The 20,186-nt window shown below is 35.0% G+C and carries 20 protein-coding genes, 2 pseudogenes and 1 riboswitch; of the genes and pseudogenes, 12 read left to right on the top strand and 10 right to left on the bottom strand.

The window, feature by feature from the left end; translation table 11 throughout:
- Positions 1-483: 483 nt before the first annotated feature.
- The 9 genes and pseudogenes from FJ213_09460 (at position 484) to FJ213_09420 (ending at position 5,290) form a co-directional block, all read left to right on the top strand.
- Complete coding sequence (locus FJ213_09460; protein ID MBM4176383.1) at positions 484-786, top strand: nucleotidyltransferase family protein; 303 nt, start codon at positions 484-486, stop codon at positions 784-786.
- The gene (locus FJ213_09455) at positions 776-1,117 is read left to right on the top strand and encodes a DUF86 domain-containing protein (GenBank protein MBM4176382.1); all 342 of its coding nucleotides are present in this window, start codon (positions 776-778) and stop codon (positions 1,115-1,117) included. The genes FJ213_09460 and FJ213_09455 overlap by 11 nt, the downstream gene beginning before the upstream one ends.
- A 276-nt stretch (positions 1,118-1,393) precedes the next feature.
- A complete protein-coding gene (locus tag FJ213_09450) occupies positions 1,394-1,573 on the top strand; it encodes a hypothetical protein (GenBank protein ID MBM4176381.1) in 180 nt (59 codons plus the stop codon).
- A complete protein-coding gene (locus FJ213_09445; GenBank protein ID MBM4176380.1) occupies positions 1,566-1,973 on the top strand; it encodes a type II toxin-antitoxin system VapC family toxin in 408 nt (135 codons plus the stop codon). The genes FJ213_09450 and FJ213_09445 overlap by 8 nt, the downstream gene beginning before the upstream one ends.
- Before the next feature lie 482 nt (positions 1,974-2,455).
- On the top strand, positions 2,456-2,743 hold the full coding sequence (locus tag FJ213_09440) for a BrnT family toxin (GenBank protein ID MBM4176379.1): 288 nt from the start codon (positions 2,456-2,458) through the stop codon (positions 2,741-2,743).
- Positions 2,721-2,954, top strand: coding sequence for a CopG family transcriptional regulator (locus FJ213_09435; GenBank protein ID MBM4176378.1), 234 nt, complete (start codon positions 2,721-2,723; stop codon positions 2,952-2,954). The genes FJ213_09440 and FJ213_09435 overlap by 23 nt, the downstream gene beginning before the upstream one ends.
- A gap of 956 nt (positions 2,955-3,910) precedes the next feature.
- The gene (locus FJ213_09430; GenBank protein ID MBM4176377.1) at positions 3,911-4,471 is read left to right on the top strand and encodes a hypothetical protein; all 561 of its coding nucleotides are present in this window, start codon (positions 3,911-3,913) and stop codon (positions 4,469-4,471) included.
- Between the two features lie 227 nt (positions 4,472-4,698).
- Positions 4,699-4,932: pseudogene (locus FJ213_09425) on the top strand (hypothetical protein).
- Positions 4,929-5,290 (top strand): annotated as a pseudogene (locus tag FJ213_09420) (type II toxin-antitoxin system PemK/MazF family toxin). The pseudogenes FJ213_09425 and FJ213_09420 overlap by 4 nt, the downstream one beginning before the upstream one ends.
- A 93-nt stretch (positions 5,291-5,383) precedes the next feature.
- Here the strand turns inward: FJ213_09420 and FJ213_09415 are convergent.
- From FJ213_09415 to FJ213_09370, 10 genes are all read right to left on the bottom strand, one after another.
- Positions 5,384-6,115: an SIMPL domain-containing protein gene (locus FJ213_09415; GenBank protein ID MBM4176376.1), complete on the bottom strand. Its 732-nt coding sequence runs from the start codon at positions 6,113-6,115 to the stop codon at positions 5,384-5,386.
- 17 nt (positions 6,116-6,132) lie between these two features.
- The gene (locus tag FJ213_09410) at positions 6,133-6,966 is read right to left on the bottom strand and encodes a peptidase M48 (protein MBM4176375.1); all 834 of its coding nucleotides are present in this window, start codon (positions 6,964-6,966) and stop codon (positions 6,133-6,135) included.
- A gap of 15 nt (positions 6,967-6,981) precedes the next feature.
- Positions 6,982-7,998, bottom strand: coding sequence for an iron ABC transporter permease (locus FJ213_09405; GenBank protein MBM4176374.1), 1,017 nt, complete (start codon positions 7,996-7,998; stop codon positions 6,982-6,984).
- On the bottom strand, positions 7,964-8,965 hold the full coding sequence (gene obgE, locus FJ213_09400; protein MBM4176373.1) for a GTPase ObgE: 1,002 nt from the start codon (positions 8,963-8,965) through the stop codon (positions 7,964-7,966). Before obgE ends, FJ213_09405 begins: the two co-directional genes overlap by 35 nt.
- A gap of 15 nt (positions 8,966-8,980) precedes the next feature.
- Complete coding sequence (locus FJ213_09395; protein MBM4176372.1) at positions 8,981-10,267, bottom strand: hypothetical protein; 1,287 nt, start codon at positions 10,265-10,267, stop codon at positions 8,981-8,983.
- A 28-nt stretch (positions 10,268-10,295) separates the two neighbouring features.
- The gene (locus tag FJ213_09390) at positions 10,296-10,682 is read right to left on the bottom strand and encodes a type II toxin-antitoxin system VapC family toxin (protein ID MBM4176371.1); all 387 of its coding nucleotides are present in this window, start codon (positions 10,680-10,682) and stop codon (positions 10,296-10,298) included.
- Entirely contained in the window at positions 10,679-10,909 is a 231-nt protein-coding gene (locus tag FJ213_09385; protein ID MBM4176370.1) for a type II toxin-antitoxin system prevent-host-death family antitoxin, read from the bottom strand. Before FJ213_09385 ends, FJ213_09390 begins: the two co-directional genes overlap by 4 nt.
- A gap of 158 nt (positions 10,910-11,067) precedes the next feature.
- Complete coding sequence (locus FJ213_09380; GenBank protein MBM4176369.1) at positions 11,068-11,835, bottom strand: succinate dehydrogenase/fumarate reductase iron-sulfur subunit; 768 nt, start codon at positions 11,833-11,835, stop codon at positions 11,068-11,070.
- Positions 11,835-13,745 carry a fumarate reductase/succinate dehydrogenase flavoprotein subunit gene (locus tag FJ213_09375; GenBank protein MBM4176368.1) on the bottom strand — a complete coding sequence of 637 codons (1,911 nt, stop codon included), beginning with the start codon at positions 13,743-13,745 and terminating at the stop codon, positions 11,835-11,837. Before FJ213_09375 ends, FJ213_09380 begins: the two co-directional genes overlap by 1 nt.
- Before the next feature lie 2 nt (positions 13,746-13,747).
- On the bottom strand, positions 13,748-14,413 hold the full coding sequence (locus FJ213_09370; GenBank protein ID MBM4176367.1) for a succinate dehydrogenase cytochrome b subunit: 666 nt from the start codon (positions 14,411-14,413) through the stop codon (positions 13,748-13,750).
- Positions 14,414-14,837: 424 nt separating this feature from the next.
- Here FJ213_09370 and FJ213_09365 point away from each other — a divergent pair, with 424 nt between their 5' ends.
- The 3 genes from FJ213_09365 to FJ213_09355 all read left to right on the top strand — a co-directional run bounded on the left by FJ213_09365 (position 14,838) and on the right by FJ213_09355 (position 19,464).
- Complete coding sequence (locus FJ213_09365) at positions 14,838-15,986, top strand: DUF1624 domain-containing protein (GenBank protein ID MBM4176366.1); 1,149 nt, start codon at positions 14,838-14,840, stop codon at positions 15,984-15,986.
- 50 nt (positions 15,987-16,036) lie between these two features.
- Positions 16,037-16,280, top strand: a riboswitch (cobalamin riboswitch).
- 85 nt (positions 16,281-16,365) lie between these two features.
- A complete protein-coding gene (locus FJ213_09360) occupies positions 16,366-18,411 on the top strand; it encodes a hypothetical protein (GenBank protein MBM4176365.1) in 2,046 nt (681 codons plus the stop codon).
- Positions 18,412-18,414: 3 nt separating this feature from the next.
- Positions 18,415-19,464, top strand: a complete 1,050-nt coding sequence (locus tag FJ213_09355) for a hypothetical protein (GenBank protein MBM4176364.1) — start codon at positions 18,415-18,417, stop codon at positions 19,462-19,464.
- Positions 19,465-20,186 lie beyond the last annotated feature (722 nt).

Below are 20,186 nucleotides of genomic sequence, written 5' to 3'. Positions count from 1 at the left end.
CTTTGGAAAAGAATTGCACGAGGCCTGCCTGCTGCAGGCAGGCAAAAAATTTAAATAAATTCCTGAAGTAAAAAGGAAAATAAAATTCCAGCAGAAATAAGTGGACCAGTTTATTGGGAACCTGAAAGAAATTTAGATGATAAGAAATTTTTCTGTGGTAATTTATCAAATGCCTGTCCAATTCTTCAAGCCGCTTGCTCTGCCACGGCGGATTCGATGCGGTCGTTTGAAATATTATAAGGTTAGTTGACAAAACTTAGTTGCTCTGTGAAGTGGGTTGTAAAAGAAAAGTTAATTAAAAAATATTGGCGTTAGTTTTTCTCCCAACGGCATTCCTTCTGGAAAAACTGTATTATTGCCCGTCAGCTAACGAATGGGCTGCCGGTTAAGCACAACGCTATTATATTGCTTACATTTTCAACTATGTAAAAGTATCTTATTAGAGAGTTTTTTTTTATTTTACTGTAAATAGATTAAATCTTTATGAAAAAGAATTTATCATCAAGAGATATTTTTAAGATTTTACACAGGAATAAAAACCTGCTAACAAAGTATAGAGTAAGGAAAATTGGATTGTTTGGCTCTTATGGTAGAAATGAATCTTCAAAAAAAAGTGATATTGACTTACTTGTAGATTTCGAAGAAAAGACTTTTGATAATTTTATCGAACTTGCTTTTAAACTAGAGAAGGTTTTTAACAGAAAGGTTGACCTTTTAACTGAAGAAGGAATAAGCCCATATATACTTCCATATATTAAAAATGAAGTTCAATGGTATGAAGCGTAACGAAGTAAATCTAAGACATATTCTTGATGAAATTATATTTTTATTAAAGACGACTGAAGGTCTTGATTATGAGGCATTTTTTGAAAATGAAATATATACTAGAGCATTTTCTAGAAGTTTTGAAATTATAGGTGAAGCAGTTGAAAACCTATCACCCGATTTTCGCAAGAAACATAAAAACATTGAATGGAAGAAAATTGCTGGAATGAGAGATAAAATAATTCATAATTATTTTAATGTTGATTATAGAATTCTGTGGGATGCAATTAAAAGCAAGTTACCAGAGATAAAAGAAAAAATTCAGATTATTCTAAATCAAAAAGAAGAATAAAATAAGGTCGCAATATAATCCGCCGCTTAACTCGGTCAACCCAGACAAGTCGGGGTAAACTGTTTTTTAGTGCGGCATCCGCCAAACAGATGGCGGACAGGTTGGCATTGGTTTCCCGCCAACAAACGGCGGGCAAGTTCAAAGCGGCATTGCTGTCCGTCAGCTGACGGATGGGCAGACGGGTAAAAATCCACGCCGTTATGCCTCTAATATATGATTGATTGTTTAAGAAGAAAATTCATATTTTAGTATTAGTTAATTTTAAGCGAGGTAAAAATGACAACGAAAGAAAAAGTTAAAAGAGAAATAGATACAATGCCTAATGATTTATTAGAAAAAGTATATGAATACATCAATTCTCTTAGAACTAAGACAACACAGAAAAAAAAGATTCATACATTTAACCTCAAAGGACAGCTCGATAATGTAAATATTCGAGAAAGAGCTTATGAGTAAAATATTACTCGATACTAATGTTTTAATTTATTCTATCGATAAAGATTCGAAATATTTTACAAAAGCTCACACTATATTCTCGGAACAACACGAATTATATACTACTTCAAAAAATTTATCAGAATTCCTTTCGGTTATAACAAGAATTCCTAATCCATTATCATTAAAAGATGCTCTTCTTGTAATTGAAGATTTTACAAATGTAATGACAATTTTATATCCGGATGCTGAATCCTTTTTAATATTTAAAGATTTATTAAAGATATACCAACCTATTGGATTACAGATCCACGATTATGAAGTTATAAGTGTTGGATTATCAAGTCAAATTACTACAATAGCCACTTTTAACGAAAAAGATTTTAATAAAGTTAAAGAAATTAAATTGCATATTTTTTAAGGGGCAATGCATAACGAGACTGTCGAAAAAGGAAGATAAAAGAGTTATGGGAACCATCCTTTGGAAAAGAATTGCACGAGGCCTGCCTGCTGCAGGCAGACAAAAAATTTAAATAAATTCCTGAAGTAAAAAGGAAGATAAAATTCCAGGAAAGAAAGATGCCTCGTTACAAATATTATAGCTATCAACAAACGGCAATTACAGCGATTGACTTAGAAAAACAAATCCTATCTGGCACGTTGGAAGATGCAATCTATAAGTTAGTTGAGGAAAGAGTAAAGATAGATGCCTTTGAATGATATACCGCAAAAAATTGAGAAATGGAAATGAAAATGAGGTTTTTAATAGAATATAGTTTTCCAACCGCCGGAATACTATGCGGATATATTGGCAGAATAATTAATCGTTCTTGGCTAAATATGTGGTTGAAAAGCCATATAAAAGTATGTATATCAGAATGATTCAAAAATAAAGAATGCACATTGGCCGAAACTACTGCATTTGAATGGGATGAAGATAAAAATAAACTTAACCAGAAGAAGCACAATATTTCTTTTGAAGAAGCTCAATATGCATTCTCTGATTCAAAAAGAATTATAGCCAAAGATTTAGAACCTAGTGAAAGTGAAGAAAGATATTACTGTTTTGGAAAAATTGGAGAAAATATACTTACTGTTCGTTTTACATATAGAAATAATAAAATTAGAATTATTGGTGCCGGATATTGGAGGAAAGGAAAACAGATTTATGAAGAAGAAAATAAAATATAGTAATGAAAATCTTGGGAAGATAGAAATTGTAAAAGACTTTCTTCCTAAACCAGAAGATTTGGTATTCAAAGAAGATACAGTAAAAGTTACTCTTAATTTGAGCAAATCAAGTATAGAATTTTTTAAAGAAATTGCTCAAAAACATGGGAGCCAGTATCAGAAGGTAATTAGAAATTTACTTGATAGATATACATCCCATTATTCGCAATAGTTTTAAAAACAAAGTTAGTGCAAGTATGCCAGCTAACATCTTTAATAAGTAAAAAGTCAAGTGAATAATAAAATTCCATTGTAAAAGTAATTGCAAGTTTATTGTCAAAAGCGAAATGTCCATTGAAATAACATTAGCTGCTTTAACAAAAACAAATATTGCCAGTAATATCGGTACGCTAACCATGCAGGCAGCCAAACCTCTTTAGTGCCATGAATAAGAAAAGGATATAACTGTTTTTCTAGATCAAGCATTTGTTCTTTGAGTAATGATTCTACTTTGGATAATTGTTCAAACTGAAACTTAGGAATACCATTGAGTTGCTTAGGCGAATCTAAGTTATATTTAGCCAGAAACAGATGCATAGAATTAGTGATAGAAGTATGGCGTTGCACGATTTTGAGTCTAGTTCGAAGTGCATCTCTTAAGAGTCGATTATCGTTTGAGATTTTGTGAGCTGCTGGAATAAAGTTCATGCGAAGAAGTTGAGTATGAATATGAGAGTCAACTTTATCAGTCTTAAATTTTACATAAAAGTACTGAACGAAATTATGGTTGACATTTTTAATATCGGCTTGTTCAACAATCTTACCTACAGAGTCAACTGTGGTTAAATAAGAAGTAAATTTATGAAAGTTGATACCAGTGTATTACATAAGACATCTCCTATTAAGTATTGATTGTTTTACAAATTTAACTTTTTACTTATTGGAAATATCAAGTCGCTGCTAATGACCGTCAATTAAGTTAATTAGAAATTAGCTTGAAGCCTAAATTTTTAGCTTGTCACCAAATCAACCAACTACCGACACAGATCATATTACTTTTTATCAAATTTTGGTTGATTTCAACAGTGCTTGGAGTATAAACTAGAACTAAAACAGTATGTTAAACTTTAAATATTTTTCCCGATTTATTGGGATAACACACTCAAAATTAAAACCACTGGAGGTTATATGAAAAAATTAATCTTTGTACTTACATCTGTTATACTTTTCACATCATTAACAAATTCGTTTGCTCAGGAAGCGCTGAAGCAAGGGAGCTATAATCTTGCAGGCTCGATATCTTTTTCAAGCGGCACGAACGAATCAACTTTTGGCAAAAGCGAATCTATCAGTGTATTTGTTGCACCTTCATTGATGTACTTTTTTATGGATGATTTTTCTTTCGGGCTAAACTTTTCCTTCGGGTACTTTGAATCAACTTGGAAATCAACAAATCAAGAATCTAAATATATTTATAGACCAATTTCAGTCGGACCAATTATTAGATACTATTTATCCGGTGGGACTTTTATTCCATTTCTGGAGGCAAGCTATCAGTATTCAAATATTCTAACTGGTAATGCAGATGCCAATAGTTTATCGGTTGGCGGTGGTATCAACTACTTCTTAACCAAAAGCGCCGCACTCGAACCCTTCGTAGCATATAGAAGATCAACTTATATTTCAGGAGATCAGAAAACAAGTTCAATATCTTTTGGTTTAAGAGTGAATTATTTCATTATTGAATAGCTTTGTTTAGTTTTAATTGAATCGGATCCTTAACTAATCTCAAAAGCAGCACTAACGACAGCAGTGATTTCCTTCTCGATTGAGCTACCACTCCTTCAAATCCACTTCATCGGTAAAATATTACAAGTACGTGAAATTCTGCCTTTGATTTGTTTATTTTTTCATAAAAGGGGCTTAACTTGGGTCTAAAATTAGACCTAATAATTGGTGATATGTAAGGTCTTAACATGTAGCAAGTTAAAATAAGCTTCAATGAAAAACAGATCGAGTTTCTGAGTAAATTTCATTCTCTCGGGTTTAAAGATAAAAGCTCGTTAGTTCGCAAAGCAATCGAACACTTTAAGAAAGAAATTGAAATCCAAAGACTGAAAAGACCTGCGGATTTATACTGTGAGATATTCGATGAAGATTCTGAACTTCAAGACTTAACAAACTCCGCGATATCGGATTGGCCGGAATGACAAAACTCGAGCGCGGGATGATAATCAATGTGAACCTTGATCCGACCCTTGGATCAGAGACAGGAAAAACCAGACCTTGCATAGTCGTAACGAATAACGTTTACAATGAAAGAATCCCGGTGATTCAAGTTGTTCCAATCACATCATGGAATGAAAAAAAGGCTATGATTGAACAAATGTGAAAATCGATCCGAACGAAACAAATGGATTAACAAAAAAATCTGTTGCAGATTGTCTGCATACTCGGCCAATTGATCGCAGGCATAGATTAGTTAGAATCAGGGGAAAAATTTCACCCGCACAACTCACAGAAATTGATGAATCGTTAGCTTTAGTAATCGGTCTTCGATTTAAATGATTTCGATATTTATTTTAATAGAAAATACTTTTTATTTCTATTAAATTTTCTAATATCTGACTACTCACTACGCCCGACTAAATACCAACCTCATCATCTAATCTCAAACGCAGCACTTACAACTGCTGTAATTTCTTTCTCGATTGAGCTGAGGTCGTTCACGCCGTAATCCGAAACCATATTCGAAAATTTCGGAGTGATTTGGAGCACGCCCATCCGAGCACTTCGCATTGAGCCAAGCGAACTGCCGGTGGCTTCGGCGATTTTTTCCGCACGGTTCATTGCATCTTTTGCCGCTTCAGCTTGAATCTGGATTTTTAAATCCGCAAGCTTTGTGTAGTGATACTCAGGCATATCGACAGAGATGTTCACTCCTTTTTCGACAAGACTGCTTATGTCGAGTGAAAGACTTTGGACTTTAGTCACATCGTCCGACATTAATTCAAACCTTTGTGAATAAACGTAAGCTCTGACATTTCCTGTTTGTACACCGGTTGAAGTGATTTCATAGAGCGGATAGCTGTTTACAGTTTGAAAAGTTATTTTTTCTTTTGGGAATCCGTATTTGGTCAGAAAATCCAGTAAGCTTGGTTTCTGTCCATTCAGCAGCCGGAAAGATTCTGCTGCTGTATTTGCTTGTGATGAGAGAGTTCCTCTCAACACCGCAAAATCAGAAACGATATCCATTTTTGCCGAACCTGTGACCGATATAGTCTGATTTGAACGAGTGTGATTTCGCCAGGCAGATGCAATTACGAAAATTGAAATAAGAAAAAATAAACCTAAAATTGCTGAAGGCAGAATAAACTTATTGTCTTTGAACATTATCTTATCCTCCTGATTTATCTGAGTCTGTTTTTAATATTCGTTGTGTAGCTCCCTCGGAAAACATCAGCATCGTTCGAGGTCCAAGGAATAACTTTTAATCCCTGCGAGGTTAATCTATCATCTGCTGATTTAATCCGCTCAACCGGATCCGGATGAGTGGAAAGAAAAGTCAGAATTTGAGAATTGCCGGAAGAAACTAATCCATCGTCTCTCATTTTCTCAAAGAAGAATTTTACACCGCCGGGATAATATTTTGTCGATTTCAAATATCGAATTGAATAATCATCTGAATCATCTTCGTTAGCTCGGCTGTTGGCAAGAAATGCTAGTCCTGTGAATAAGTTTGCAACAAGTTCAGCCAATTGAGTTGGATTATCCCCAAGTATTAAACCAAGTAAAATACTTACACCATAATATGCAGTGATTCTTTGAGTTGCGTGTCTCCGTTCTGCATGCGCAATTTCATGACCGAGCACACCGGCTAGAGCAGCTTCGCTGTCGAGATATTTTAGAATGCCTGTGTATAAATAGACATAACCACCGGGAGTTGCAAAAGCGTTTAGTGTTGTATCGTTCTTAATTATTTCGAGATTGTAATTGTAAACGCCTCTCTTTTTTACTTCAGGAGAATTCAAAATTGGAATAAAGATATTCGAATTAATATAGTTTTTGACGTACGGATCGGCTGTGTAAATTGGAAACTCAGCTGGATTACTCCGAATCTCAGCATCAACCTGTGCACCAAGATTAACTTCATCTTGATCGCTGAAAAGATTTATTCCGCTTTCAGAACAACTTAAAAAAGATAAACTAGTTATTATTAACGAGAAGAAAATAATTTTTTTCATTTATACCTCTGCGAATTAAAATTCATATTTCTTTTTTCTTAATATAATAATAAACATCGGGGCACCCAAGACGGCAGTTATTGCACCAATTGGAATTTCAGTTGGGGGGATTAAAACTCTTGATAAAAGGTCTGCCCAAACAAGAAAAATCGCACCGAGCAATAAAGATGTTGGAAGAACAATCTTATTATCGTTTCCGAAAATCATCCTGCAAATATGCGGAATCAACAAACCTACAAATCCAATAATCCCTACAAACGATACTATTATTCCAATCAGGAGACTAGCAAAAAAATAAGTCAAATTTTTCACCCGCTTAGTATTTATTCCAAATTGTTTGGCGTTTTCTTCATTAATTGAAATCAAATTATAACTTTGACCGAAGGTGAGTAATACGAATGCAGAAATAATTAAGATCGGAAAAATTGTGTACACACTTTGATAGTTAGCGAGTGATAAATTTCCAATCAGCCAATATAGTGCCGAACGAAGACTTTGATCAATGAAAGAAATCATAAGCAGAATTAAAGCTGAGAAAAATGCACCAATCATTACACCGGCAAGAATGATTGTCGTAGGATCAATTTCTCCCAATCTTTTCCCTAAATAAAAAACTAAAATAAATGTGATAAGAGCTCCGGCAAAAGCAAAACTTTGCATTCCAATGAAACCGATTCCAATCGCCATACTTAAAATTGCACCGAAAGCACCGCCGCTTGAAATGCCGAGAATGTACGGCTCGGCTAATGGATTGCGTAACAACGCTTGAAACGCAGCTCCGCTTATTGATAAGCCTGCACCCACAAACATTGCTGTCAGTATACGCGGTACTCTAATATCCCAAATAATATTTACGATTACAGATTTCGCATCATTAGGTGAAAACATTGCACTGAAAATCTCAGTAAGTGGAAAACTTACTGTCCCGAAGCTGAGGCATATAAATCCGGAAATCATCAGAACTATTAACAATAATACTGATGAGAAGAAAACTTTTTTACGACTGGTCTCGAAGTTTTTGCCAAATTTCATTTAATAGGTTTTCTATTCCAATATTTGCGACAGATGAAATGAAAATTGATTTAATATTTTTGTCAATCGGATGCTTGGTGATTTCTTTCTCAAGAATTTTGAGCTCCCCTTCAGTCAGCAAATCGATTTTCGTTAACACAATCATCCGTTCTTTTTTTATCATTTTTAGACTGTAATTTTTTAGTTCTGCAAGAAGAATTCTATAATCTTCTTTAATTGATTCGGAAGTTGCATCGAGCATGAATACTAAAACTCTTGTTCGTTCAATATGGCGAAGGAATTGCAGACCAAGTCCTTTACCTGCTGACGCACCTTCGATAATTCCGGGAATATCTGCAATCACGAAGCTCTTTAATTCTCTGTAATTAACAATTCCTAGGACGGGCTCGAGTGTTGTAAATGGATAATCGGCAATTTTTGGCCTGGCTGCGGAAACGACCGAAATGAGAGTTGATTTTCCTGCATTTGGAAAACCTACGAGTCCAGCATCGGCAATCAATTTCAGCTCAAGAATGAGTGATCTCGCTTCACCAGGCATTCCGGGGTCTGCTTTCCTCGGCGATTGATTTGTTGCCGATTTGAAATGTGTGTTCCCTCTCCCTCCTTTACCCCCCTTAGCTGCCACAAAGGATTCATTTACTTCAATGAAGTCATGAATTATTCTTCCAGTTTCTTTTTCTTTAACAATTGTACCGACAGGCACTTTCAGAATAATATCTTTTCCATTTTTTCCAGTCTTGAGTGCGCCCATTCCGTTTTCACCATCTTGAGCAATGTATTTCTTTTTGTATCTGAAATCGAGCAGGGTGGATAAATTTGAATCCGAAATGAAAACTACATCGCCCCCTTTTCCACCATCTCCGCCATCGGGACCTCCTTTGGGAACGTACTTTTCCCTTCGGAAACTGACTGAACCCTTGCCCCCTTTGCCTGAGCTTATTGATATTTCTACATAATCTAAAAACAATTTTACTGAGAGAGGTTATCTGATGTTATCGTATAAAAATTCTGTGAACTTAATTGCAGCCTTGGAATACGGCTGAATGTTTTTTCGTTGGAATAGATCAGTTAAAAATTGAGATGCTTCATCCCAATTCTCTGCTTTATCTAATAATGCAATTGTCGAAAAATATTCTTCTTCGGTTCCGTTAAATAATTTTTTTACTACAAGTTTTCTTAAACGATTTTTTATCAGTCCGTCTAGATTTCTGGCGTAATTTGTTTTCTTAGATTCGTCTTCCCCAGTTAATTTTCTAAACAACTCATTATTTTGGAGAGAGTAAGAAGAATTCATAAAAACATCAGCTGCTTTTTTCTCAACCGATGACTGCTCAAGAGGTTCTTGCTTAACTTCATAAGGTTCTTCACTATTTGTTTCTAAAACTTTTTCAACTGGGGCTTCAAGATCCTGTCCTAAATCTTGAATAGTTTCTGCTCGAAATATTTCTTTAGCAGGTTTCGATTTTTCTTCATTTAGAAATTCAAGTGCGTCGGATTTTCGCGAAGTGTCTGAGCGCTGCAGAGTAACTGATTGAAGGAAAGCTTTAAAGTCAAGACGCGGATCGGTCAAATCTTTTTTCTTTTCTTCAATGAAAGAGGCGAAGCTTTCTTGTTCTTTATCCATTAAGAAAATTTGAAACGCTTCGGCTTCTGCATGAGACGTCAAGTAAAGATCCAATCTGTTCAGATAATTTTTGAATGATTTAAAAGTCACATAATGATCGATAATTGTAAAGTCCTTAGTGAATTCTTTATCCGCATTCTTACAGAGAGCTAAGAATTCCTTTTTACCAATTGAATCGATTTTTTTTCTCTTCAAGTATCCTTTAATGATCTCTGGAAGATATTCGTAATCTTTAACGAAATTCAGTCTCTGCAAAATGAATTCCCTGCTTTGAATTTCTTTATAATCAAAAACGAAATCTGTCAGAGTATCGCATGGACGGAGTAAATAATCAATCGTAAAATCCAAAGCAGATTTTAATGAAGTGGAGAAATCATTCATACTGAATGACTTTGTAGTTTTCAATATAACAGTTAATTCTGCCAATAGAGGCTGAACTTCCGGTTTTTCAAAATTGAAGGTTGAGAAGTTCTTGATTTCAGCTAATTCGCGGTCGAGACGCTGTTTAATATCTTCATCAAAATATTTTATTATAGATTCTGGAATTGCCAGTGAGATAATTTTCCCCAGAGTAATTTCATTATGATCTTTAAAGATCACATCGCAAAATTTATTGATTACAATTTGTTTTTCTCTATCGAACATAGGATTAAGCTTATCTATAAATCTCCAATTACCAAATCATTTTCACTTTATATTTTTCAAATACCTCATCGGAACTAATTATAGGGATATTTTCCGTTAAAGCTTGAGAAATTATCAGACGATCAAATGGGTCTTTGTGGTGGAAAGGTAGATTGCAAAGCCTGTTCAAATGATCTAGATTTATATTAAGCAGATCAAAACCATTCTTTTCACATTCGCTTTTAACGAAATCAATTAAACTTTCTTCTATTTCTATTTTTTTTAAACTAATCTTTATAGATAATTCCCAGATACTTGCAATGCTGATAAATTTTTGATTATTTGAGTTAATTATCAGTTCAGTAACTTTTAGTGAGATTTTTTCAATACCACCGACGAACCATAGAAAAGTGTGAGTATCTAGTAAATATTTCAAGGCATGTACTCATTTTCAAATTCTTTGGGTGTTTCATCAAAATCTTCAGCAATGAATTTTATTTTTTCTTTCGCACTCCCGAATTTAGCTTTTGGCCTTGAAGAAATTGAAGTGATTTTCACGATTGGTTTCCCATCTTTTACTACAATTAATTCTTCGCCCTCACTAGCACTTTGAATGATTCGGGCTATATTTTTCTCTAACTCATATATCGATATCTGTTCCATACTTTTCCCTTCATATTAACTTAAAATATCTTAAACCAATTTATCGAAAGGTTGAAGTTTTGTCAAGAATCGATATGAACCGAATTAATAAAAAGGAGACAAATCCTAATTTCCAAATTGAAAATTCATAAGTCGAAAAAGAATTTATCTCCAATAAATTACTTCAAAGTTGAACAAAGCTTAGCTCGAATGAACTCACGATTCATTCGAGCAATGTTAGTTATCTTAATTTCTTTCGGACATTCGGCTTCACATGAGCCAATATTTGTACAATTTCCAAAACCGAGTTCATCCATTTTTGCAACCATGTTTTCCACTCGGATTTCCCGCTCAACTTTTCCCTGCGGAAGTAAAGCCAACTGTGAAATTTTTGCACTGACGAATAACATTGCTGAAGCGTTTTTACACGCAGCGACACATGCACCGCAGCCAATGCATGATGCGGCATCCATTGCAAGTTCCGCAACTTCTTTAGGAATTGGAATAGCATTTCCATCCGGAATACCGCCTGTATTGATCGAAACAAATCCCCCTGCTTGAATAATACTGTCGAATGCACTCCTATCGACAACTAGATCCTTTATTACAGGAAATGCTTTTGCTCGCCAAGGTTCTATCCATATCGTATCACCATCATTAAAATGCCGCATGTGAAGCTGACACGTGGTTATTCCCTTTAATGGTCCATGAGGTCTGCCATTTATTACAAGTCCGCAGCATCCACAAATTCCCTCGCGGCAATCATGCTCGATAGCGATTGGATCCTCACCTTTGCCTTCCAATTCTTCGTTCACAAGATCCATCATTTCGAGAAATGATATATCAGGCGAAATATTATTTGCATGATAAGTTACAAAACTTCCTTTTGCTGAATTAATCGGCTGACGCCAGACTTTTAAGATTAGAGTTAATTTATTTCCACTCATTATTTGTAACTCCTCGTAGATGGTTTTACATATTCAAATACAAGAGGTTCTTTGTGAAGATTCCACTTACCAACTTGCTCAAATTCCCAAGCAGCAACATAAGAGTACTTTTCATCGTCTCGTTTCGCTTCACCTTCTTCGGTTTGATACTCTTCTCTGAAGTGTCCTCCGCAAGATTCATTCCTCCCTAAGGCATCAATCGCCATTAATTCTCCCAGCTCGAAGAAATCAGCAACTCTGCCAGCTCGTTCAAGTGCTTGATTTAAGTCTCTATCCGAACCAGGAACATTTACATTTTTCCAAAATTCTTCGCGGAGTTCTTGGATTTCTCCAATTGCTTTTTTCAATCCTTGCTCATTCCTACCCATACCGACATATTCCCACATAATCTTTCCAAGCTGGCGATGGAGATCATCAACTGTCCGTTTGCCATTAATTGAAAGAAGTTTTTCAAGTTGCTCGTGCAGACGACCTTCCTCCTTAGCAAATTCTTCATGATCTGTTTTTAATGGTTTGAATTTATTCGAGGCGAAATAATCTCCAAGTGTGTATGGAATCACAAAATAACCGTCAGCGAGCCCTTGCATCAAAGCGCTGGCACCAAGACGGTTTGCTCCGTGGTCAGAAAAATTCGCCTCTCCAAGAACAAACAGACCCGGAATTGTACTCATCAAATTATAATCAACCCAAAGTCCGCCCATTGTATAATGCGGCGCTGGATAGATCATCATTGGGACTTTGTATGGGTCCTGAGCCATAATCATTTCATACATCTGGAAAAGATTTCCATATCTTTCTTCAATAACTTCCTTTCCAAGCCGATTGATTGAATCGGCAAAATCGAGATAAACAGCTTGTCCGGTTTCACCGACTCCATTCCCGGCATCGCAGACTTCTTTTGCACTGCGAGATGCAATATCACGAGGAGACAGATTCCCGAACGAAGGATATTTTCTTTCAAGATAATAATCCCGTTCTTCTTCGGGAATTTCATTCGGTTTTCGTGTGTCTTTCTTTTTTTTCGGAACCCAAACTCTTCCGTCGTTTCTTAGACTTTCACTCATTAAAGTCAATTTAGATTGCTGTTCACTATGAAGCGGAAGTGAGGTTGGATGAATTTGCGTAAAGCACGGATTTGCAAATGCAGCACCTTTTTTATGTGCACGCCAGATTGAAGTCGCATTACAATTCATTGCATTGGTTGAAAGGAAGAAAACTCGCGAATAACCGCCCGTACAGAGAAGAACGGCATCGGCAGTATATCTTTCTAATTCTCCGGTAATTAAATTTCGAGCAATTATTCCGCGCGCCATTCCATCAACAATTACCAATCCGAGCATATCACGCCGGGTTTTCATTTTAATGTTGCCTTTACCGGCTTGACGGCTTAGTGCACTGTACGCACCGAGAAGCAGCTGCTGGCCAGTCTGACCGCGTGCATAAAATGTTCTTGAAACTTGCGCACCGCCAAACGAACGGTTGTCAAGCAATCCGCCGTAATCTCTCGCGAAGGGAACGCCTTGTGCAACACATTGATCAATAATATTATTGCTTACCTCAGCTAATCTGTAAACATTTGCTTCTCTAGCTCGGTAATCTCCACCTTTTAGCGTGTCATAAAAGAGTCGATAAATACTGTCACCGTCATTCGGATAATTTTTAGCGGCATTTATTCCGCCTTGAGCGGCAATGCTGTGTGCGCGCCGGGGGCTGTCGTGAAAAGTAATTACTGTAACATTGTAACCAAGTTCAGCTAACGATGCAGCAGCCGAAGCTCCAGCAAGACCAGTTCCAACAACGATCGCACTGTATTTTCTTTTATTAGCAGGATTAACAAGCTTAAGATTAAATTTATATTGTGTCCACTTATCTTGAATGGAACCTGCGGGAATTTTTGAATCTAGTTTCATTTCTACCTCACAAATAAAAAGAAGTAAATTGGGAATGATGCAAATGCAGCCGAGACAAAGATTGCATAAAATCTTCCAAACCAAACAATGAATGGAGTGTATTTTTTATGATTCAATCCTAAAGTCTGAAATGCACTTTGGAATCCATGATAGAGATGCAATCCAAGTAAAACCATTGCCACTAAATAGATTGTAACATAAATGGGTTCGTGAAATACTCCGACGACAATGTCATAATCGGTGATATCCGGACCTTTGTCTCCATAATGGAATGCGTACCAGAAATCTCTCAAGTGAATAACAAGAAAAACGAAAACCAGCAAAGCGGAGATTATCATGTTTCTGGATGCGAATGTGCTTTCTGGATCGGGTTTTTTAATTTTGTAGCCGACACCACGTGCTATACGGTTTTGGATCCAGACTGTCACGCCATCGATCATGTGAAATAAAAAACCGAGTGCTAGAAAAACTTCTAAGATTTTTATTGGGATCTTCAAACCGGTTTCATTTAACGTATGAACATAAGCATTGAAAGCATCTTTCCCCACATACAAAAAGACATTTCCAAATAAATGAACCAGAAGGAAGATAACCAGGAACAAACCGGTAAGAGCCATTATCAACTTTTTCCCGATTGAATAAGTGAATGTCCGGGCAAACCATCCCATTAATGTACTCCTTCTAAAATAAATAATTTAATTTGATTAACATTTAGTTTAAGATTTAAATTGCGTGAGCTTGAAGAGATGATAGTATTTTGAGAAAAATATTTTACAAAATTACACATTCAGAACAGGATAATCATGAAATTATTGGTGATATAAATTCATTAGGTTCATATTTAATCACTGAATTCAAATTATCAAATATCGTTTTGAAAGTCAATTTGGAATAAACTAGCTTATGTTAAATTTAAGTACTATTCACCTTAAGGTTTATGCTGAAATTTTATCCTTGTTAATAAGTCAAATCAGTGTAATCTATATTTCACAATCCCATTTCAAGGTCTTAGAAAATAGACAATGAATCTAGGAATAAAAAAATTTTATTGTGAAGTTTGGATGAGATTTCTATTTTCACGAAGAATAAGATATGTCGAGCGTAGGCCACACACATACTTCACGGGTAGTTTTTATTGACCTCTTAAGGTTCGTTGCCATTTTTTTAATGGTGCACGGACATACTGTTGATGTTTTATTGAGCTATAACTATCGAATGCCAAGTTCAGTTGGATTTAATACTTGGTTGTTTTTCCGGGGATTGACTGCACCATTATTTTTATTTGCTTCAGGTTTTGTTTATGGTGTTAGATTCAGACGAACCGACTCAACTGTAAAATTTAAACTCATTCAGAGAAAAACAATTCGCCGAGCTTTATTAATTATTTTAATAGGCTATTTGATGAAATCGCCTACCCCTTCACCATTTCACTGGACGCATGTTACATATCAGATGGTCCAATTATTCTTTGCAGTTGATATACTTCAATTGATCGGTGTAAGTCTCCTTATTTTGTTGGGGATTGAAACCCTGGCACGTAATTATAAATTTGAAGCGATGAGAGTTTTGTTACTCGTCTCATTTTTATTCTTAATGTTTCACCCGATTGTGAAATTAATTGAGTGGGAACATTGGCTGCCTCTGTCACTTTCTTCTTGGTTCTCGCAAGCTACAGGATCTTTATTTCCGCTTTTCCCATGGGGGGCATACTTATTTTTAGGAGGCGTTCTCGGAATTTATTTTCAAAAGAAAAATTATTTTACTGATTTAATAATTCTATCAAAAGTTCAATTAAAGCTTGGAATTATCTTTATCGCAGGTGCAGTAATGTTGAATTTATTTGAACTCCTTCTATTTGCAGATTCAACCTTTTGGACAATAAGTCCGAATCTTGTTTATTCACGATTCGGTATTGTGTTAGTTTTTGGAAGTCTGTTTGCATTAATTTCGATTCCGATAAAACACATTCCGCAATTTTTAAAAAATGCGAGCAAAAACTCACTTGAAATATATGTTGTTCATGTTATGCTTCTTTACGGAAGTTCATGGAATCAAGGAATAAAAATTTTCATCGGAAATAAATTGAATGTTCTTGAAACAATCCTCGGTGTAATCGTGATGATTGTTTTAATGATTCTATTTTCCGAGTTGTTGACAAAATTTAATAATGTAACCTACCCAAGATGGAAGCAAAAGATTTTAACAAAATTAAAAAGCAAAAAATACAAATTAAAAAATTAACTTTACTCTATCCTTGACAATACAAAATTAATTCTATAAACTGCACTCAGTTCTTTGATACCTTTGTTGGTTCACGTGATTAAAAGGGAAATCGGTGTAAGACCGATGCTGCCCCGCAACTGTGAATGCAAAAATGTTGTTAGCAAAAGCCACTGATTAATTAATGTAAAATTTACAGTGTACAGTTTATAGTTTGTTTATAGTGCACTGTTCATTATTTATTTTTCATTAACTTCGGGAAGGCGTTAACAATTCGCATCAGCCAGGAGACCTGCCAATAATGGAGTAGACTCAATCCTTCGAGGGGAAGGAAAGTTTAAATAAAAATTTGATTTTTAAACCTCTTCACCCCCGAAGAGGTTTTTTATTTTAAATTTTTATGAACAGAATTTTAATCAAGTTTATATTTTTTGTTTGCCTATCATCAGCTTTAACTGCTAAAGCCGGTAAAATCCATTTTTATTCCTGTGCAGCTAGTGATTCAATAAGTTTTTCCGCATTTGCTGAATTTGATACAGCAAAGCAGTACGAACTTCAAGAAATTGTCATTAAAGAAAAATCTGGCTTGACAAATTCTAATCTTTCAACAAGTCAGCAAACAATTAATATTCAAAAATCCAATTTGTTCAACTCAAAATCGGTTGGTGAAGTGTTTAAGCAAACTTCTGGAGTTTTCGTAAAATCCTATGGCGGTGAAGGGAGTCTGCAAACTATTTCTGCTAGAGGAACCGGAACAGAATATTCCTCTGTCGAGATGAATGGGATGGATTTAACAAACACACTTGGCGGTTCTTTTGATTTCAGCAATTACACCGCTGATGAGTTATCTTTTATAACGGTAAATCTTGGAAGTGATTTCAGTTTAATCGGGGCAAATTCCTCTAATGGAAAAATCTTTTTGGATCCATTTAACAAAAATGATTCAACGAAATTAAATCTTAATTATACTTTTGGTTCATTCGGTTTGAATTCATATTCAACGCAAATTAATCAAGCTATGTCAAATACAAATTTCGGATTAGCATTTTATAAAAAAACTGCGGTAAATAATTATGATTATCAATTCGAAGGGAAAACATTCCTGAGAGAGAATGCAGACTTAGATCAATCAATAATTAAACTCTCACTCACGAATGATTTCGAAATCTCAAACTCATTTCTATTGGTAAAATCTCTTTTTCGTTTTTCCGATAAAGAACTTGGGCTCCCGGGATTTATTGCTTCGAATAAACATGAGAGGAATAATGTCAGGCAATTTGAAAAAAATAAACTTTTCGTTACAAATCTGAATTGGTTTTTTGAAAATGGCTTTACTATTAATGGCATTATTGGACTTAATGCGACAAGTATTAAAATCTCAGATCCGCAGGCTGAGGTGAATCTTCGTTCAACGCAGTTTCAGTTTACAAATCACAATCTCTCATTCAGACTTTTAACAAATTATTTGGGAGAGAGTTATTCAATCGCTGCTGGCTTAAATTCAAACTTTGAAAATTTTTATTTCGATGAAAGCGAGATTCACCAAACAAAATATTCTTCACTGAAAAGAAACTACTATAACATTTCAGCGGCACTCAACAAACAATTTGTTTTCTCAGAAAGCTCACACAAGCTTGGCATAAACTTGATGCTGAATAATACATTTGTGAATTCAATTTACTCGAAAGACCAAGAATCCAGCTCAATTCTGAATTACAAACTGGGAGTTGGATACTCTCCATTTGCCGAAAATTTGGTTCGATTATTTGCCAATTATTCATTTGGTGTACGAATTCTAAATTTTTATGAACTTTATTATTCGAAAATGAATTTTCTTTCCAATCCCAATCTTAAAAATGAGACTATTTATGACTTCGAATGCGGTGTCGGTGTAAATTCAAGCTTCATAAATGCTGACTTTATCTTTTTCAATCGGTTTGTAAAAGACAAAATAGTGTGGTATGCAAATAGAATAGCTGTTTTCACTCCTCGTAATGCTGGAAAAGTTACTGCAGACGGCTTCGAAGTGAGGATCTCGGATTTTAAATTTACAAATTTTATTTCAGCACGATCAAATTATACATTCACTAACGTGTACAATACCGAAAAGCTTGGAGAAAGTGATCAGGCTTATAAAAAGCAATTAGTCTACATTCCTAAGCATGCAGCCAACTTTATTTTCAGCATGCACTTAGAGGAATTCAATTTTGAATTCGTTTTGAATTATTTCAGCGAACGTTTTTATTCGGAAGATAATGATCCGGATTATGTATTATCGGAGCCTCTTCTTTTAGATTTGGCTCTCAGTTATTCGATTTGGCTTTATGATCTCAAAACTACTCTTCTACTTAACGTAAACAACCTTATAAACGAAAACTATTTTTTAATTCAATCTTATCCTATGCCAGGAAGAGATTTTAGATTATCACTTAAAACGGAGATTTGATAAATGAAAAAAACTATTTCACTGATTCTACTTTCGACTTTAATTTTTAGCTGCTCAAAGAAAAACAATCCAATTGATGATGATTGGAAAGTTTTCAACGATGGAATTTATATTTTGAATGAGGGTATTTATGGTCGGAATAACAGCGAAGTCAGCCATTACAATTTAAAAACAAATAAAGTTATTGATAACTTTTATTCCTCTGCAAATGGTAAATCAATTGGCGACAATGCCAACAGCTTATTCTTTTTTGATGGAAAAGCTTTCATTGCTGTGGATGCAAGCAACAAAATCGAAGTAATGAATCTTGTAGACGGAAAATCGCTCGGATTGATTGATCTTGGTGCGAAAGGAAGTCCTCGTGAAATTTTCATTCTTAATTCCACAAGAGGATTCGTTACAAGCTTTTCAAAGAATGCAGTGATCGAATTTAATCCGAAAACATTAAGCGTATCACGAGAGATTCCCGTTGGAAAATTCCCTGAAGGAATCGTTTATAAAGAAAACAAACTCTTTGTTGCAAATTCCGATCTCGGCAGTGGTACTACAGTTTCGGTGATTGATATAAATACTAATAATGTAGTTAAAACAATTTCTGTCGGACGCAATCCAAGAATGATCTCTCTCTCAAACGACGGAAAAATATTTGTCGGCTGCTCAGGTGATTTTTTTGATGCAAATTACATATCGGGTTTTTACATGATTGATCCAGGTTCATTAGCTGTCGTCGATTCAATCAAACTCGCATATCATCCGCAAGATTTTACGATCTCAAAGAACAACACTCTTTACTACATAAATGATAAAGGTGTTGGCAGAATAAACTTAGCGGCAAAAAGCGTTGACACGGTTTTCATTTTCGGTGCAACTGTGAATGACATTTTCGGAATCCCCTATGCATTAACCTTTGATGAAATCACAGAACAATTATATGTTTCCAATCCAAAAGATTTTTCACAAAACGGAGAGATAAAAGTATTTAATAAGAATGGAATTTATATATCAAAGTTTGATGTCAAGATAAATCCCGGTGGAATTTATATTTACAGGTAGGTTATTTCAAAGATGCCAACCCGACTTGTCGGGATGACATCTTTTAACCTCCTTTTTTAAAATCTTACTTTAATAGTTCACCATTAACGTAGAGACGCACTGCAATGCCTCTCTACAGAAATACAAATATTAATTCTTTCTCATGCAATCGAAATATGTTGAGGGATCGTCTCTAGTTCCATAAACCAAAATTTTAATCCCATATTGCTTTTTAATTTTTCTTTTTCAAGATTTGCATAGAATTAAGGTGAACAATGAATACGAATCGAGTGAGTAAATATTCCTGGTTTTACTTCTGCGGTTTAAAAAAGTTTTCTAAGGGGAGAGTTCTACTTACTACTTACTACTTACTACTTACTACTTACTACTTACTACTTACTACTTACTACTTACTACTTACTACTTACTACTTACTACTTACTACTTACTACTATAGTATATGCTCGTTTAGTTTTCTCGGAAAGTTGCTGCGACCACATATGCATTTGTTCTCGTCACATTTCCAAAGGGTTTTCTGGACAAAAAATTTCTATTGTTTTATTACTCCAAACGATAAAGGAAGCTAATGATTGTTGCAGATTTACTACAGGCTTTACATAGCTTACTGATGGATGAAAAAATAAACTGTTCAACAACAGCAATCAAGAACTATGGAGTAAATAAAATGAAAAAATATTTTCTATTTTCATTAGCATTAATTTTAGTACTTAGCAATTATTCGT

This window comes from Ignavibacteria bacterium (genome assembly GCA_016873845.1).
In the GTDB taxonomy this organism is placed as follows: domain Bacteria; phylum Bacteroidota; class Ignavibacteria; order Ch128b; family Ch128b; genus JAHJVF01.
The sequence above is the reverse complement of the archived record's forward strand: the minus strand, read 5'-3'. Positions and strand labels throughout refer to the sequence as shown.

Bases quoted from the DNA above. Each gene is read 5' to 3' on its own strand.
- FJ213_09365 (MBM4176366.1), top strand. From the start codon at position 14,838: ATGTCGAGCGTAGGCCACACACATACTTCACGGGTAGTTTTTATTGAC.
- FJ213_09385 (MBM4176370.1), bottom strand. From the start codon at position 10,909: ATGGAACAGATATCGATATATGAGTTAGAGAAAAATATAGCCCGAATC.
- FJ213_09405 (MBM4176374.1), bottom strand. From the start codon at position 7,998: ATGAAATTTGGCAAAAACTTCGAGACCAGTCGTAAAAAAGTTTTCTTC.
- FJ213_09455 (MBM4176382.1), top strand. From the start codon at position 776: ATGAAGCGTAACGAAGTAAATCTAAGACATATTCTTGATGAAATTATA.
- FJ213_09375 (MBM4176368.1), bottom strand. From the start codon at position 13,745: ATGAAACTAGATTCAAAAATTCCCGCAGGTTCCATTCAAGATAAGTGG.
- FJ213_09450 (MBM4176381.1), top strand. From the start codon at position 1,394: ATGACAACGAAAGAAAAAGTTAAAAGAGAAATAGATACAATGCCTAAT.
- FJ213_09370 (MBM4176367.1), bottom strand. From the start codon at position 14,413: ATGGGATGGTTTGCCCGGACATTCACTTATTCAATCGGGAAAAAGTTG.
- FJ213_09445 (MBM4176380.1), top strand. From the start codon at position 1,566: ATGAGTAAAATATTACTCGATACTAATGTTTTAATTTATTCTATCGAT.
- FJ213_09410 (MBM4176375.1), bottom strand. From the start codon at position 6,966: ATGAAAAAAATTATTTTCTTCTCGTTAATAATAACTAGTTTATCTTTT.
- FJ213_09355 (MBM4176364.1), top strand. From the start codon at position 18,415: ATGAAAAAAACTATTTCACTGATTCTACTTTCGACTTTAATTTTTAGC.
- FJ213_09430 (MBM4176377.1), top strand. From the start codon at position 3,911: ATGAAAAAATTAATCTTTGTACTTACATCTGTTATACTTTTCACATCA.
- FJ213_09460 (MBM4176383.1), top strand. From the start codon at position 484: ATGAAAAAGAATTTATCATCAAGAGATATTTTTAAGATTTTACACAGG.
- FJ213_09360 (MBM4176365.1), top strand. From the start codon at position 16,366: ATGAACAGAATTTTAATCAAGTTTATATTTTTTGTTTGCCTATCATCA.
- FJ213_09395 (MBM4176372.1), bottom strand. From the start codon at position 10,267: ATGTTCGATAGAGAAAAACAAATTGTAATCAATAAATTTTGCGATGTG.
- FJ213_09415 (MBM4176376.1), bottom strand. From the start codon at position 6,115: ATGTTCAAAGACAATAAGTTTATTCTGCCTTCAGCAATTTTAGGTTTA.
- FJ213_09435 (MBM4176378.1), top strand. From the start codon at position 2,721: ATGAAGAAGAAAATAAAATATAGTAATGAAAATCTTGGGAAGATAGAA.
- FJ213_09380 (MBM4176369.1), bottom strand. From the start codon at position 11,835: ATGAGTGGAAATAAATTAACTCTAATCTTAAAAGTCTGGCGTCAGCCG.